Annotated in this window: 14 protein-coding genes; 7 read left to right on the top strand and 7 right to left on the bottom strand. The window is 69.7% G+C overall.

The features are described 5' to 3' along the window. Positions 1-50 precede the first annotated feature (50 nt). The 5 genes from FS388_RS05750 to FS388_RS05730 all read left to right on the top strand — a co-directional run bounded on the left by FS388_RS05750 (position 51) and on the right by FS388_RS05730 (position 4,106). Positions 51-620, top strand: coding sequence for a TetR/AcrR family transcriptional regulator (locus tag FS388_RS05750; RefSeq protein ID WP_146340533.1), 570 nt, complete (start codon positions 51-53; stop codon positions 618-620). A 112-nt stretch (positions 621-732) separates the two neighbouring features. Next, on the top strand, positions 733-1,692 hold the full coding sequence (locus tag FS388_RS05745) for an ABC transporter substrate-binding protein (protein ID WP_146340531.1): 960 nt from the start codon (positions 733-735) through the stop codon (positions 1,690-1,692). Between the two features lie 49 nt (positions 1,693-1,741). Beyond that, complete coding sequence (locus tag FS388_RS05740) at positions 1,742-2,791, top strand: ABC transporter ATP-binding protein (protein ID WP_146340529.1); 1,050 nt, start codon at positions 1,742-1,744, stop codon at positions 2,789-2,791. 6 nt (positions 2,792-2,797) lie between these two features. Further along, a complete protein-coding gene (locus tag FS388_RS05735; RefSeq protein WP_246836317.1) occupies positions 2,798-3,439 on the top strand; it encodes an ABC transporter permease in 642 nt (213 codons plus the stop codon). After that, the gene (locus tag FS388_RS05730) at positions 3,429-4,106 is read left to right on the top strand and encodes an ABC transporter permease (RefSeq protein ID WP_146340527.1); all 678 of its coding nucleotides are present in this window, start codon (positions 3,429-3,431) and stop codon (positions 4,104-4,106) included. The genes FS388_RS05735 and FS388_RS05730 overlap by 11 nt, the downstream gene beginning before the upstream one ends. Here the strand turns inward: FS388_RS05730 and purM are convergent. The 3 genes from purM to FS388_RS05715 are packed head-to-tail and all read right to left on the bottom strand — an operon-like array spanning position 4,084 to position 7,137. Further along, on the bottom strand, positions 4,084-5,226 hold the full coding sequence (gene purM / locus FS388_RS05725; protein ID WP_146340525.1) for a phosphoribosylformylglycinamidine cyclo-ligase: 1,143 nt from the start codon (positions 5,224-5,226) through the stop codon (positions 4,084-4,086). The two genes, FS388_RS05730 and purM, sit on opposite strands and share 23 nt — an antisense overlap. Continuing rightward, positions 5,223-6,800 (bottom strand): amidophosphoribosyltransferase, encoded by a 1,578-nt coding sequence (purF, locus tag FS388_RS05720; RefSeq protein ID WP_246836316.1) that lies wholly within the window; start codon positions 6,798-6,800, stop codon positions 5,223-5,225. Before purF ends, purM begins: the two co-directional genes overlap by 4 nt. Then, entirely contained in the window at positions 6,793-7,137 is a 345-nt protein-coding gene (locus FS388_RS05715) for a hypothetical protein (RefSeq protein WP_146340521.1), read from the bottom strand. Before FS388_RS05715 ends, purF begins: the two co-directional genes overlap by 8 nt. Positions 7,138-7,215: 78 nt before the next feature. Between FS388_RS05715 and FS388_RS05710 the strand changes: the two genes are divergently transcribed. Continuing rightward, positions 7,216-8,136 (top strand): ion transporter, encoded by a 921-nt coding sequence (locus FS388_RS05710; RefSeq protein ID WP_146340519.1) that lies wholly within the window; start codon positions 7,216-7,218, stop codon positions 8,134-8,136. Here FS388_RS05710 and FS388_RS05705 read toward each other — a convergent pair. Together FS388_RS05705 and FS388_RS05700 are read right to left on the bottom strand one after the other, a co-directional pair. Beyond that, complete coding sequence (locus FS388_RS05705) at positions 8,113-8,481, bottom strand: sterol carrier family protein (protein ID WP_146340517.1); 369 nt, start codon at positions 8,479-8,481, stop codon at positions 8,113-8,115. The genes FS388_RS05710 and FS388_RS05705 overlap by 24 nt on opposite strands. 2 nt (positions 8,482-8,483) lie before the next feature. After that, positions 8,484-9,497: an asparaginase gene (locus FS388_RS05700; protein WP_146340515.1), complete on the bottom strand. Its 1,014-nt coding sequence runs from the start codon at positions 9,495-9,497 to the stop codon at positions 8,484-8,486. Positions 9,498-9,532: 35 nt separating this feature from the next. Here FS388_RS05700 and purD point away from each other — a divergent pair, with 35 nt between their 5' ends. Then, positions 9,533-11,740 (top strand): phosphoribosylamine--glycine ligase, encoded by a 2,208-nt coding sequence (gene purD, locus FS388_RS05695; RefSeq protein WP_146340513.1) that lies wholly within the window; start codon positions 9,533-9,535, stop codon positions 11,738-11,740. A 53-nt stretch (positions 11,741-11,793) separates the two neighbouring features. Here the strand turns inward: purD and FS388_RS05690 are convergent, their stop codons facing one another. Both FS388_RS05690 and FS388_RS05685 read right to left on the bottom strand, forming a co-directional pair. Then, positions 11,794-12,189 (bottom strand): hypothetical protein, encoded by a 396-nt coding sequence (locus FS388_RS05690; protein ID WP_146340511.1) that lies wholly within the window; start codon positions 12,187-12,189, stop codon positions 11,794-11,796. A gap of 74 nt (positions 12,190-12,263) precedes the next feature. After that, positions 12,264-14,636: an acyltransferase family protein gene (locus tag FS388_RS05685; RefSeq protein WP_246836342.1), complete on the bottom strand. Its 2,373-nt coding sequence runs from the start codon at positions 14,634-14,636 to the stop codon at positions 12,264-12,266. Between the last annotated feature and the right edge of the window lie 69 nt (positions 14,637-14,705).

Here is a 14,705-nt window from a genome sequence, read left to right as displayed (position 1 = left end):
CCCGCCGGAGAGCCCGGCCCAGCAGCAGAAGACAGGGGAAGCGAGGCAACGTGCGGCAGTCCAAGCGTGAGCAGGCCCTGGAGGCAGCCACCCGAGTGGTCCAGCGCGACGGCGTCACCGCCCTGTCCTACGAGGCGGTCGCCGCCGAGGCCGGACTCACCAAAGGCGGCCTCGTCTACCACTTCCCCTCCCGCGAGGCGCTCCTGCGAGCACTCCACGAGCACGTCTCGGGCGGGTGGGAGCGCTACATGGCCCAGCAGGTCAGCGACGAGGCCGCGCCCGCCCACCCTGAGGAGCTGGACGAGCAGAGCCGGCTCGAAGCCTACGTGCGCGGCTCGGCATCACCCGCCGGGAACCCCGACCGCGCCGAGCTGCAGCTGATGCTCCAGGCCACCGAGGACCCCGAGTCCCAAGCCATATGGAATGCCGTGCACGAGCGGTGGGCGCCCCCGCTGCCCGAGGAGTCCGACGACAGAGCCGTCGACATGTTCCTCGCCCGGCTCGCCTCAGACGGCCTCTGGCTCTACGAGGCGCTCACCGATGAGCAGCTGGAGCCCGCGCTGCGGGAGAAGCTCCTGGCCCGCATCATCCAGCGAGGGCGAGGCGAAGCAGGCTCCTGACCAGGGGGGTCAGAAAAAGACACATGGAGCGTAGGTTCAGGCTCCAGCTCATAGGATGGTCTGATCCGGCTCATGCCGGCGCATCGCACCCGCACCTCCGGAGGTACCGACCATGAGCCAGCCGACCACCGCCCCGCGCGCCCGCCGACGGCCCGCCGCGTGGATCTCCCTCGCCGCAGCCGGCAGCCTCCTGCTCGGAGCCTGCGCCGATCCCACCGAGGAGGAGGCCGACGAGGGCCAGGAGGGTGAGGCCAGCGGCGCGGTCACCATCGGCTCCGCCGACTTCCCCGAGTCCGAAGTGGTGGCATACCTCTACGCCCACGCCCTGGAGGACAGCGGCGTCGAGGTCAGCACCAGCATGAACATCGGCTCCCGGGAGGCCTACGTCCCGGCCCTGGAGGACGGGTCCATCGACCTCATCCCTGAGTACACCGGGAACCTCCTCTTCTACCTCGAGGAGGACTCCGAAGCCACCGACGCCGACAGCATCAACGATGAGCTCCCCGCAGCGCTGGAGGAGCGCGGCCTGGAGATGCTCACCCCCGCCGAGGCGGAGTCCACCGACGCCGTCGTCGTCACCTCAGAGACCGCCGAGGACTGGGACCTGACCACCATCGGCGACCTCGCCGACCAGTCCGAGGACATCACCTTCGCCGGGCCGCCGGAGTTCCAGGAGCGCTCCGTGGGGATCCCCGGCCTGGAGGAGAACTATGGCCTGGAGATCTCCGAGTTCACCCCCATCTCCGACGGAGGCGGCCCCGCCACCGTCGACGCCCTCGTCAGCGGCGACGTGACCGCTGCCAACATCTTCACCACCAGCCCCGCACTGCCTGAGAACGACCTCGTCGTCCTCGAGGACCCCGAGAGCAACTTCCCCGCCCAGCAGGTCGTCCCCATCATCAGCAGCGACGCCATGGACGAGGACATCGCCGAGACCCTCGACGCGGTCTCCGAGCTGCTGAGCACCGACGAGCTCATCGAGCTCAACGACCGGGTCAGCGGCAGCGAGAACCAGGAGCCCTCCGACGCGGCACGCGACTGGCTCGAAGAGCAGGGGCTGATCGAGGGGTGACCGTGCGAGGTGCGCTCGGCGCAGCGCGGCCGCCGAAGCGCGGCACGCTGTGATCACCTTCCGCGGGGTCTCCAAGACCTACCCGGACGGCACCTCCGCGGTCGATGGCCTGAGCCTGACCGTGGAGGCCGGCAGCATGACCGTCTTCGTCGGCCCCTCCGGATGCGGCAAGACGACCGCCATGCGGATGATCAACCGCATGATTGAGCCGACCGAGGGCACCATCGAGATCAACGGCTCCGACGCTGCCAGCCGCCGCCCGGCCCAGCTCCGGCGGGGCATCGGCTACGTGATGCAGCACGCCGGGCTGCTGCCGCACCGCACCGTGGTCGACAACGTCGCCACCGTGCTGCGCCTCACCGGCCAGAGCCGCAAGGAGGCCCGCAGCGCCTCCTACGAGGTGCTCACCCGGGTGGGCCTCGACGAGTCCCTCGCCGGCCGGTACCCCTCCCAGCTCTCCGGGGGCCAGCAGCAGCGCGTCGGCGTGGCCCGGGCGCTCGCCTCGGACCCGCCCATCCTGCTGATGGACGAACCGTTCAGCGCAGTGGACCCGCTGGTGCGCCAAGACCTCCAGCAGGAGCTGCTGCGCCTCCAGGACGAGCTGAAGAAGACCATCGTCTTCGTCACCCACGACATCGAAGAGGCGCTGCTCCTCGGAGACCGGATCGCCGTGTTCGGCCCCGGGGGAGTGCTGCAGCAGCACGACAGCCCCGAACGGGTCCTCACCGCCCCCGCCAACGACTTCGTCTCCCGATTCGCAGGACGTGAGCGAGGCATCCGCTCTCTCGCCTTCGCCAGCGCCTCCCAGGTGCGCATCGCCCCCACGGAGCCGCCGCAGGGCGGACGCGTGAGCCTGAGGGACGGCTGGGCGCTGCTGGTCGACGACGCCGGACGCCCCGATGCCTGGGAGGCCCCCTCACAGGAGAGGACGCCGGTCACCTCCACGCTCAGCGAGGACGGCAGCCTGAGGTCAGCAGTCGATGCGGTGCTGTCCTCCCCGGCGCACACGGCACCGGTGACGGACAGCTCAGGCGCCCTCATCGGCACAGCCGAGCGTGACGACATCTTCGCCGCACTCGCCTCACGCCCCGGAGGCTGACCTTCCGTGAACTGGGCGCTCAACAACTTCTCCCGGCTCATGGAGCTCTTCTGGGAGCACACCGTGCTCTCCACCATCCCCACCCTGCTGGGGCTGATCATCGCCGTGCCCCTGGGCCTGTTCCTCAACGATCGCCGCTACGGACGCCGCATCGCCGTCGCCCTGGCATCCATCGCCTTCACCATTCCCTCCCTGGCGCTGTTCGTCACCATCCCCACCATCATCGGCACCCAGGTGCTGGACCCCATCAACGTGATCGCCGCGCTCACGCTCTACTCCGGGGCGCTGACCCTGCGCTCGGTGTTCGACTCGCTCGACGCGGTCAGCACCAGCGTCCGCGACGCCGCCCAGGCCAGCGGATACTCACAGCTCGGGAGGGCCCTCTTCGTGGACCTTCCCCTGGCGATCCCGGTGCTGACCGCCGGGCTGCGCGTCACCGCAGCCACGAACGTCTCCCTCGTCTCAGTAGGGGCCGTGATCGGTGTGGGCGGGCTCGGCGAGCTCTTCACCTCCGGCTACCAGCGCAGCTACCCGGACCAGGTCTTCGCCGGCATCCTGGCGATCATGGTGCTGGCCTTCATCATGGACCGGCTCATCGCCGCGGCCGGCTGGCTGCTCACCCCCTGGGAGCGTGCCCATGCTGGCTGACATGATCGCCTACTTCGCCGACCCCGAGAACTGGTGGGGCGCCCAGGGGATCCCGGTGCGCGTCGGGGAGCACCTCTGGTACTCCTTCATCGCCGTGGCCCTCGCGGCCCTGCTCGCCTTCCCGGCAGGGGTATACGTCGGCCACACCGGACGTGGCCAGACGTTCATCGTCACCGTCGCCAACTCCCTGCGCGCCATCCCCTCCCTGGGCCTGATGACCCTGCTGGTGCTGCTCATGGGGCTGGGGCTGCTGCCGCCGGTGCTTGCGCTGGTCACCCTCGCCATTCCGCCGCTGCTCGCAGGGGTCTACTCCGGGATGCGCAGCGTGGACCGCGCCGTGGTCGACGCCGCATGGGCCATGGGCATGGCCCGTCATCAGGTGATCGGGGTGGAGCTGCGCAACGGGCTGCCCGGCATGATCGCCGGACTGCGGGGGGCCTCCCTGCAGGTCATCGCCACAGCGATGATCGCCGCATACGTGAACCTCGGAGGCATCGGCCGGTACATCTTCGACGGACTGGCCCTCTACGACTACGGGCGCGTGCTCGTGGGGGCGGTGCTGGTGACGGGGCTCGCCCTCGCCGTCGACGGGGCGCTGGCCGTGGTGGGCCGGCTGGCTCAGCCGGGGGCGAAGAAGTCCTCGGTCAGCCGGAGTAGGCGCCGGTGAGCAGCACGGCTCCGCCGTCCACGCCCTTGGCGCCCTGAGTGAAATCATCGCCGGTGAGGTCGGAGGAGGATGCGTCGTATTCGGCGACCTCCCCCATGATCCACGCCGACTGCCCGGCAGCGGTCAGCTGGGCCACAGCCTCGTCCGCCTTCTCAGCGGCTACCACGGCGACCATGCCGACACCCAGGTTCCAGGTGCGCTCCGCGTCGGCCTGCGGAACGCCGCCCAGCTCCGAGAGCACGGAGAACACCGGCGGAACCGACCAGGTCGAGCGGTCCACGCGCGCCACCAGCCCGGACGGAAGCACCCGTGCGAGGTTCGCCGCCAGGCCGCCGCCGGTGACATGGCTGAAGCCGCGCACCGGCAGATCCTCAGGCAGCTCGCCCTGGGCCGGATCCCCGTTGAGGGACTCCACCAGATCAAGGCACGGTGCGGTGTACAGACGGGTGGGCTCCAGCAGCTCCTCGCCGAGGGTGCGCCCGAACTCCGGAACCTGCTGCGAGAGCTCCCACTTCGCGTCGGCGACGATGCGGCGCACCAGCGAATAGCCGTTCGAGTGGATGCCGGAGGAAGCGATGCCGACCACCTTGTCGCCGGGGCGCACCCGCTCGGCACCCAGCACAGCGGAGGCGTCGACTACGCCGGTGGTCGCACCCGCGACGTCATACTCGTGCTCGCCCAGCAGGCCCGGGTGCTCGGCGGTCTCCCCGCCGACCAGTGCAGTGCCCGCCTCAGCGGCGGCCTTCGCCACACCGGAGACGATCGCCGCAATGCGGCTGGGCTCGACTTTGCCGCAGGCGATGTAGTCCGTCATGAACAGCGGCTTGGCGCCCATGACGACGATGTCGTCGACCACCATGCCGACCAAGTCGAAGCCGATCGAATCGTGAATGTCCATCGCCTGGGCGATAGCGACCTTGGTGCCGACCCCGTCGGTGGAGGTGGCCAGCAGAGGCTTGGGCAGGCGCTTCAGCTCCGAGGCGTCGAAGAGGCCCGCGAATGCGCCCACTCCGCCCATCACCTGCGGGCCGTGGGTGGCCTCCACATGGGCCTTCATCAGCTCGACGGCGCGGTCCCCGGCTTCGGTGTCCACACCGGAGGAGGCATAGGTGGTGCTCATCGCAGGGGGACTTCCTCTCGAAGCGGCGGTTCGGTCTCGTCCAGCTCAAACTCGGAGTCCGGCCCCGGCTCGCACCCGGTCTGCGGGCGCTGGTACGGCATGCCCGGCAGGCGCGGCTGCTCCAGGAGCATCTTGCCCCGCCGATCCTCCGGAGGAAGCTCAATGGGGTACTCGCCGGTGAAGCAGGCGGTGCACAGGGTGGAGCGCGGCTGGCCGGTGGCTGCGATCATGCCCTCCTCGCTGATGTAGGCCAGCGAATCCGCGCCCACCGCCGCAGCGATCTCGTCCATGGTGGCCCCATTGGCGATCAGCTCAGCACGGGTCGCGAAGTCGATGCCGTAGAAGCAGGGCCACTTGATGGGCGGCGAGGAGATCTTCACATGCACCTCCGCGGCGCCCGCCTCCTTCAGCATCCCCACGATGGCCTTCTGGGTGTTGCCGCGGACGATCGAATCGTCCACCACCACCACCTTCTTGCCCGCCACCACATGGTCCATCACGTTGAGCTTCAGCCGGATGCCCAGCTGGCGCAGCGTCTGCGAAGGCTGGATGAACGTTCGCCCTACGTAGGAGTTCTTGATGAAGCCTTGGGCGAAGGGAAGCCCTGAAGCCTCCGCATAGCCCACAGCGGCCGGGGTGCCGGACTCCGGGACAGGGATCACGATGTCAGCGGAGTGCTGCTCCTCGCGCGCCAGCTGGCGGCCCATCTCCACGCGGGCCTCGTACACCGAGCGCCCATTGATGGTGGCGTCGGGGCGGGCCAGGTAGACGTACTCGAACGCGCAGCGCGCAGGAGCCGCCTCGGCGAACCGGTGGGACCGCACACCCTCAGCGTCGATCGCGATGAGCTCCCCGGGCTCGATCTCTCGGATCACGGAGGCGCCCACTGTGGCCAGGGCAGACTGCTCGGAGGCGACCACCCACCCGCGGGAGAGCCGGCCCAGCACCAGCGGGCGCACACCCTGAGGGTCGCGCGCCGCGTAGAGCGTGTTCTCGTCCATGAAGGCCAGGCAGAAGGCGCCTTTGAGGCGCGGCAGCAGCGCCAGGATCTGCTGCTCCAGGGACTCGCCCGGCTCCTCCTTCAGCAGCGCGGTGACCAGGGCCGTATCGGTGGTGTTGCCCTGGGCGAGCTCCCCGAAGGTGCGCTCGCCGTGACGCTCCACCACCGCGTCCCGCAGCTCAGCAGAGTTGGTGAGGTTGCCGTTGTGGCCCAGAGCGACCGTCCCATGAGGGGTGGCGCCCAAAGTGGGCTGGGCATTCGCCCAGTTGTTGGCCCCGGTGGTCGAGTAGCGGCAGTGGCCCACCGCGATGTGACCGGTCAGTGCCGAGAGGGTGGCCTCGTCGAACACCTGGGAGACCAGCCCCACATCCTTGTACACCTTGATGTGGTCGCCGTCGCTCGCTGCGATGCCCGCAGACTCCTGGCCGCGGTGCTGAAGGGCGTACAGGCCGTAGTAGGCGAGCTTGGAGACCTCCTCGCCGGGAGCCCATACGCCGAAGACGCCGCATTCGTCCTGCGGCAGAGGGTCTTCGTCGAGGAGGTTGAAGTTCAGCCGCGCGGTTGCATCAGGCACTGCGGGGGGCCTCGTTTCCGTCGGAGGGAGCGTCAGGGTCGTCGTGGGGCACCCGGCCGTTGTCCGGCAGGCGCTCCATGTCATACGTGGTGGCCCGACGGCGCATGATCTTCTCCGTGGCCAGGTAGGCGACAGCAGCCAGCATCAGGCAGGGCACGGTGTAGAACATGGTGAAGGTGCCGATGGAGGCGCCTGTGGTGTAGTCCTCCGCCGGAGGAGTGACGGTGACGGTGATGACCGCAGCGGTGAATGCCACGACCGGTGCGCCGATCATGAAGGGGATGAGCTTGGGTGTGCTGCGCACACGCGCACGACCACGCGGCTCGTGTGAAGGCATAGCCACCAGTCTACTGCTTTCCGCGCGTGCGGGCACAGGAGGCCGGGCCCCTCAGGCATGGCCTAGGATTGGCGGTCGATGAGCACCCCCGCAGAATCCCCGCCCGGCGCCGCGCCCTGGCGCGCCCAGCTGGGGGAGTGGGTCGAGTCCAGCCCCGTCCAGCGCCTCGTCATCGGCGTCATCCTCCTCAACGCCGTCGTCCTGGGCCTGGAGACCTCGCCCGATGTGATGGACACCGTCGGTCCGCTGCTGATCACCGTGGACGTCATCTGCCTGTCCATCTTCGTGATCGAGATCCTGCTGAAGCTCGTCGCCTTCGGCTGGAGGTTCTTCCGCGACCCCTGGAACGTCTTCGACTTCCTGGTCGTCGGAGCCGCCGTGGTTCCGGCCGGAGACGGATTCGAGGTGCTCCGCACCCTGCGCGTGCTGCGCGTCCTGCGCCTGATCTCCCAGCTGCCGCAGCTGCGCAAAGTGGTCGGTGCCCTGCTGGCCGCCATTCCCGGGATCCTCTCCACCGGCATGCTGCTGGGCATCATCTTCTACGTCGCCGCGGTCATGGCCACCACCTTCTTCCGCGAGACGCTCCCCGAATTCTTCGGCAGCTTCTGGGCCTCCCTGTTCAGCCTCTTCCAGATCGCCACCCTGAGCTCCTGGGAGACCATCGTCCGGCCCGCCATGGACGAGCACGAATGGGCCTGGGCGTTCTTCATCCCCTTCATCATCCTCGCCGCGTTCACGGCGCTGAACCTCATCATCGCCGTCATCGTCGACGCCATGAACACCCTGCATGACATGCCCAGCGCCAAGAGCGCCATGGAGACCGTCAGCGTCAACGGCGTGGAGGACGGCGAGCAGTCCGCCGAGGAGCCTACGGACCGCGGCAGCGCAGACGCTGAGCCGCGGCGCGACAACGAGGTCCTCTACGAGGAGATCCGGGCACTGCGCGGCGAAGTCGCCGACCTCAGCGCGCTGCTCTCAGATCAGCGGAACCAGCCCTGACAGATCGGCCCGGGTGCCCGAGGCGCTGATGCCCCCGGCGGCGTAGGCCTCCTGCCAGGTGCTCAGGCCTGTGGCGAGCTCCATCCATGTCTGCGGGCTCATCTCCACCACATTCGGGGGAGTGCCGCGCGTATGGGAGGGGCCCTCCACGCACTGCGCGACGCCGAAGGGCGGCACTCGGACCTCCACGCTGCTGCCCGGAGCCCGCTCGGCCAGCTCCTCCAGCAGGTACCTGACCGCCGTCGCCAGCGTGCGACGGTCCGTCGCGGCGCCCGCCTCCTGGGCCTGAGCCCAGCTGCGTGCCGCCGCAGATCCCTCCGCGGCCGAAATGCGGCGTCGTGCCATCGCTACAGCACCGACGTGACGGCCTGGCTCAGCCGCACCGCGCCCACGGTCCGCTGATCAGCGCCGCCGACAATGGGCTTGAGGATCTTCTTCAGCACCGCAGAGAGCTGATCAAGATCCACCGCACCGACCGAGGCCAGCAGGCTGAGACCCACCAGATAGTTGGCCCGGTGGCTGCCGTCGAGCGTCTTGACCGCCGCGGCCGTCCCATCCGGAGCCGCGAGGACCAGAACGCCCTCCGCGCCGAGCTTCGAGATCAGCCCCAGCTCCTCCATCACCACCGTGTCCGCCTCGCGGCGGCCGTGCACCAGCCAGGGGTAGTCGAGCATCGCCTGAGCCACCGTGAACGCGTGCAGCTCCGCCCCGCGGTTGCGCTGCGCCCCGGCGACCTTCCCGATGCCTCGGGCCAGGCCGGTCAGGCTCATCGCCGGAGCCGGGGCGCCGCACCCGTCCGTGCCCACTGCGACGGGGCGCTCACCGGTGTACTCCTCGATGACCTCCATGACCGACAGCTGCAGCGGGTGGTCCGGGTCCAGGTAGGTGGCCAGGCGCGAGCCCTGCGTGCGCGCCGCAGCGAGGAAGCCGGCATGCTTGCCGGAGCAGTTGTAGGCCAGCGGGGTGGCGTCCTTGCCCGCCTCCAGGTGCACTTTCAGATCCAGCGGCGCGGACGGCAGCGCGGGAGGGCACTGCAGATGCGACTCATCCAGCCCCTCCGCCTGCAGAGTCTGGGCCACCAGGTCCTGATGCTTCCGGGACCCCACATGGGAGCCGCAGGCGATCGCCACCGCCTCAGGGGAGATCAGCGCACCAGCCCGCAGGGACGCGATCGCCTGCAGAGGCTTCAGCGTGGACCGGGGAAACATGGTCCGCCCGGGTGCGCCCAAGGACTTGGCCACGCTGCCGTCGGCGCTGACCAGCACCGCCGAACCCAGGTGCCTGGACTCGACCACCCCGGCCCGGGTCACGACGGCCAGCTCTGCGGACTCAGCGACGGATGCCGTCTCGACTGTGCTCATAAGCCCTAAGCCTACTGACCGATAGTGTTGGGCCCATGAAGGTTCTGGTGGTGGGCCCTGGCGGCCGAGAGCACGCATTGGTCCGGGCCCTGCTGCGCGACCCCGCCGTGGAGACGGTCGAGGCCGCCCCCGGCAACGCAGGCATCGCACACGATGTCGTCTGCAGGCCGGTGGACGCCCAGGACGGAGACGCCGTGGCGCAGCTGGCGCTCGCCGGCAGCTTCGACCTCGTAGTGATCGGCCCCGAGGCGCCCCTGGCCGCAGGAGTCGCCGACGCAGTCCGCGCGGCAGGCATCCCCGCCTTCGGGCCCTCCAGGGCGGCGGCCCAGCTCGAGGCCTCGAAGGCCTTCGCCAAAGAGATCATGTCCGCGGCGGGCGTGCCCACTGCTGAGGCGGTGCACGCGGCCGGCCCGCAGGAGGCCGCAGAGGCTCTGGACCGCTTCGGCGCCCCGCACGTGGTCAAGGACGACGGCCTCGCCGCCGGCAAAGGCGTGGTGGTCACCGATGACCGCGAGGAGGCGCTGGCGCACGCCCAGGCCTGCTTCGAGGTCGGCGGAACGGTGGTGATCGAGGAGTTCCTCGACGGCCCCGAGGTCAGCCTCTTCGTCCTCTCCGACGGCGAAAGCCTGGTGCCGCTCACTCCTGCCCAGGACTTCAAGCGCATCTTCGACCACGACGAGGGCCCCAACACCGGCGGCATGGGCGCCTACACCCCCCTGGACTGGCTGGAGGGCTACACCGAGACCGACGCCTCCGGCACCGTCCGGGACTTCACCCAGATCGTGATGGATGCCGTGGCGGCTCCCACCGTTCAGGAGATGGCCCGCCGCGGCACCCCCTTCGTGGGTGTGCTCTACTGCGGCCTCGCCGTCACCTCGCGCGGTGTGCGCGTGGTGGAGTTCAACGTCCGCTTCGGCGACCCCGAGACCCAGGCGGTCCTGGAGCGGCTCGAGACCGGGCTCGGCCAGCTGCTGCACGACGCCGCAGTCGGCGCCCTGAACGCAGGCCCGGACGGGACTGGCCGGCCCCTGGCCTGGAAGCCCGGCGCCGCCGTCGACGTCGTCCTTGCCGCCGCGAACTACCCGGAGACCCCGCAGAAGGGCGACCCCATCGAGGGGCTGGAGCGAGCGGAGGCCCTGGAGGGCGTCTCTGTGCTGCATGCGGGCACCGCCGCCGACGATGCTGGCCGCACTCTCACCGCAGGCGGACGGGTGCTCGCCGTCGTCGGGACCGGCGCCAGCCTCGCCGAAGCGCGCGACCGCGCATACGCCGGAGTCGAGCAGATCACCTGGCCCGGCGCCCAGCACCGCACCGACATCGCCGCCAAGGCACTCGGCGGAGAGATCCGAGTCGCGTCCCAGCTTCCCGGCTGGGTGCACGCGGGGTCCGGCAAAGTGCGCGAGCTCTACACCCCGGCGCCCGGCTCCGAATGGGACGGTCAGGACGTCATGCTCCTGGTGACGACTGACCGGGTCAGCGCCTTCGACCACGTCCTCTCACCGGGCATACCGGACAAGGGCAGGATCCTTACCCAGATGAGCCTCTGGTGGTTCCGGGAGCTCGAGAAGCACGGCATCGCGAACCACGTCGTCTCCACGGAGGTGCCCGCGGCGGTGGAGGGCCGGGCCGTCATCGTTCGGCGCCTGAGCATGGTCTCGGCCGAAGCGATCGTGCGCGGCTTCCTGACCGGCTCCGGGCTGAAGGAGTACCAGCAGAGCAGGACCGTCACCGGGATCCCGCTGCCTGCAGGGCTGGTGGACGGGTCCGAGCTGCCGGAGCCGCTCTTCACCCCCTCGACCAAGGCTGAGCAGGGCGACCACGACGAGAACATCACCTACGACAGGCTCGTGGAGGTGGTGGGCTCGGAGCGGGCCAGCGCCCTGAAGGACCAGAGCCTGCGGATCTACGAGCTCGCCGGCGCTCGGGCGAGGGAAGCGGGCATCATCCTGGCCGACACGAAAGTGGAGTTCGGGATCGACGAGCAGGGGGGCATGGTGCTCGCCGATGAGGTCCTCACCCCGGATTCTTCCCGGTTCTGGCCCGCCGATGAGTGGGCGCCGGGGAGGTCGCAGCCGAGCTTTGACAAGCAGTTCGTGCGTGATTGGCTCACCAGTGAGGATTCAGGCTGGGACCGTGAGGCCGGCGTCGCACCCCCGCCGCTGCCGGAGCACATCGTTGCTGCCACCCGGGAGCGGTACATCGACGCATACCGCCGCCTCACCGGCCAGGAGCCGCAGCTCTAGGCCACCGGGCACCCTCGACGTCTCCGAGCGCACCCGGGACGGCGGCGCACCGCCTAGCTGTCGCGCAGGCTGCGACGGGCCTGGCCGATGACCCGATCGCGGCGGAAGATCCGCTCCAGGTGCTCCATCTGGTCGTTGATCTCAGCCTGGCCCGTGGAGAAGGCTTCGACGGTTTCGCGGTAGCGATCTTCGAAGAGCCGCCAATCGTCTGCTTCAAGCTGCGGGGCGATCTCGCGCAGCTCCTCCATGGCGCGCTGCGCCTCGGTGCCCTGGGCGTGAGCTTCGGCGGCCACGTCAGCCAGCAGGTGGAGCGTCGCCGTGGTGTCAAGGGTGGCGGTCTTCTCGTCATCATCGTCGCCGCTGACTTTGCCGATGCCCCACAGGAGAAAGAGAAGGGCAGCGACGCACCCGAAGATCAGCAGGACAGTTTCCCACCATTCGTTGACCACAGCATTCTCCCCGGTTCAGACAGCCCTTACTGATTCGAGTCTACAAGTGCTGCTGTGCCGGTCTCCGGGTGCGACTAGAGCGCGCTTGCGACGGCGGCCGCGTACTCGGCCGTGCACTCGCCGGTGGGGTGGACCTGGTCGGCCTGCAGGCAGTGCGTGTTCGCGTCGGCCCTGCTGTTCCAGTCGGCGACGCGCACGTTGCTGCGGCTCGCGGCGACGCTCTGCAGCATGGCGTTGTGCGAGTCCACGAATGCCATCGGCCCATAGAGGTTCACCAGGATGACTGTCCTGTCGCCGGCGGCGCTGACGGCCCGGGTCACATCCGCCTCGCTGCCCACACCGTTGATGCCGACGCCGAGCACCACCGTCTCGGCGGAGGGCACCTGGCTGACCGCGGCTGAGACGATGTCCGGGGCGCTGACCAGCTGCCGCGACTCGGCTGCGTCCACTACCACATCGAACCGGCTCGTCAGGGCGCCGGATGATGCGAGCATCACCGAATCGCCCACAGCAACCATGCTGGCACCGCTCCCGCTCTCCACCGCGGGAGCCTCCTCGGGTGCTGCCTCCTCCTCGGAGTCGGTCGCCTCGTCCTCAGGAGTCGGCTCCTCGCTCGGGGTGGGGTCCTCGCTCGGGGGGGGCTCCTCGGAGGCGGATGCCTCTTCGGTCGGGGACGGTGCGCTGTCGGTGGGTGAGGGGTCCTGCGGCTCAGGCTCCCCGGCATCCGGCGAGGGGGCTGCCTCCTCCTGCACGGCCTCGCTCGGCGCGGCCTCGGGCTCCTCCTCGAGCACGTCCTCAGGCGTCGGGTCCGGCCCCGATGCATCAGCCTCGTCGGATTCCTCCTCAGCGGCCTCCGGCTCTTCGTCAGCCGCCGACGACGAGCTTCGGTCGTCGCTGCCCGGAAGAGCCGGGCCTCCGGGAAGCAGGCCGCCTCGTTCGAACGACTCCGTGACGGTGTCGTGCTGATCATCCGCCGGGTCCTCGGCAGGCAGGCCGTCCTCGTCCTCTCCCGCAAAGGACTGGGTGTGCTCCTGGCCCTCGGCGAGGAGGGTCTGGAGGGAGGTGGACTCCGGCGAGCTGGTCTGCGACCAGGCAATCGAGGCGACGAGAGCGGCGACGATCGTTCCTGCCGCGGCGGCCCGCGCAGGAGCCTTCAGCACATGGCCGAACCCGTGTCGGCGCACGGGCATCTCCACCCACCGGTAGCTGGCCTCCGCCGCTGCCACGGCGACGATGACGGCCAGCACCCTCACCTGATACTGGTCGAGCAGCTCCAGCAGCGGGATCCGGTGCGCTGCCATGAGGTGGTCGGCCAGCACGATCAGAGGGAAGTGCCACAGGTAGAGGCCGTAGGAGCGTGTGCCGATCCATCCCAGCAGGCTTACGTCACCCCACCGGGAGAGTCCTGCGGGGCCGATGAGGCATGCACCCACCAGCAGCAGGCCGGCCAGGGTTCCGCCGAGGGTGAGGAGCGGCTCGCGGCCGGGGGTTTCGGCCCATGCGGAGAAGGTGAGCAGTCCGATGGCCGCCAGGCCCGCCGCCGTCATCAGCAGCGCCAGCCCGCCGCGTCCCACGACTGCGGCAGTCTCCTGGACGCGTGAGGCAGGGACCTCCGCCTTCAGGCCCCCGGAGCTGCCTGAGGCGTGGCCGGACGCATCTCCGGCGGCGCCGGCGCTGACGGGGGGCGTCTTCAGGAAGGCTTTGGGGCTGAAGGCCAATGCGGCGCCGAGCAGCAGCCCGTAGAGGTGGCTCACGGTGGCCAGGTAGGCGATGTTCGCCTGGCCGAAGTGGACCAGGCCGAGCATCAGGACTGTCGAGACCACGGCGAGGGCTATCAGGTTGGCGCGCATCCGGGCGAACGCCTGTTTGGGCAGCCGAGCCCTGACCAGGAAGGCGATCAGCAGAACCGGCCACAGGAGGTAGAACTGCTCCTCGATGGCCAAGGACCAGAAGTTGTCGAACAGCCCCGCCTGGGAGGCGTTGAAGTAGTCGAAGCTCGCGGCCATCTGCGTCCAGTTCGCCGTGAACGTGAAGATCCCGACCAGCTGCCAGCCCAGACCCGTGAGGACGTCGCCGCCCAGTGCGGCGGCGGCCAGGGTGCAGGCGGCCACGACCAGCACGATGGCGGGGACGAGGCGGCGTGCTCGCCGGACGTAGAAGCGCTTCAGATCGATCCGGCCACGGTCCCTGTACTCGCGGATCAGCAGCGAGGTGATGAGGAACCCGCTGATCACGAAGAACACATCCACGCCGACGAATCCGCCCGGGGCCCACGAGGGGTTGATGTGGTAGACGATGACCAGCACCACGGCCAGGGCGCGGAGCCCGTCGAGCCCGTGGATGCGGGAACGGGTGCCCTCCGCCGGGCGCCGCTTCCGCAGGCCGGTGGGGCGGGCACGCTGAGGTGCGGCGGGCGTGGGCGCGGGCCGTTCAGCCAGCTGTTCCATAGGCACAGCGGTTCTCCTAGGCCATCTGCTTCGGGGGAAGAAAGGGGAAGGCTGCAGAGGACCCGAAGT

Source organism: Nesterenkonia sp. NBAIMH1 (genome assembly GCF_007922635.1).
Classification (GTDB): domain Bacteria; phylum Actinomycetota; class Actinomycetes; order Actinomycetales; family Micrococcaceae; genus Nesterenkonia; species Nesterenkonia pannonica.
The sequence above is the reverse complement of the archived record's forward strand: the minus strand, read 5'-3'. Positions and strand labels throughout refer to the sequence as shown.

Bases quoted from the DNA above. Each gene is read 5' to 3' on its own strand.
- purM (WP_146340525.1), bottom strand. From the start codon at position 5,226: ATGAGCACCACCTATGCCTCCTCCGGTGTGGACACCGAAGCCGGGGAC.
- FS388_RS05705 (WP_146340517.1), bottom strand. From the start codon at position 8,481: ATGGCACGACGCCGCATTTCGGCCGCGGAGGGATCTGCGGCGGCACGC.
- purD (WP_146340513.1), top strand. From the start codon at position 9,533: ATGAAGGTTCTGGTGGTGGGCCCTGGCGGCCGAGAGCACGCATTGGTC.
- FS388_RS05745 (WP_146340531.1), top strand. From the start codon at position 733: ATGAGCCAGCCGACCACCGCCCCGCGCGCCCGCCGACGGCCCGCCGCG.
- FS388_RS05685 (WP_246836342.1), bottom strand. From the start codon at position 14,636: ATGGAACAGCTGGCTGAACGGCCCGCGCCCACGCCCGCCGCACCTCAG.
- FS388_RS05715 (WP_146340521.1), bottom strand. From the start codon at position 7,137: ATGCCTTCACACGAGCCGCGTGGTCGTGCGCGTGTGCGCAGCACACCC.
- FS388_RS05730 (WP_146340527.1), top strand. From the start codon at position 3,429: ATGCTGGCTGACATGATCGCCTACTTCGCCGACCCCGAGAACTGGTGG.
- FS388_RS05700 (WP_146340515.1), bottom strand. From the start codon at position 9,497: ATGAGCACAGTCGAGACGGCATCCGTCGCTGAGTCCGCAGAGCTGGCC.
- FS388_RS05710 (WP_146340519.1), top strand. From the start codon at position 7,216: ATGAGCACCCCCGCAGAATCCCCGCCCGGCGCCGCGCCCTGGCGCGCC.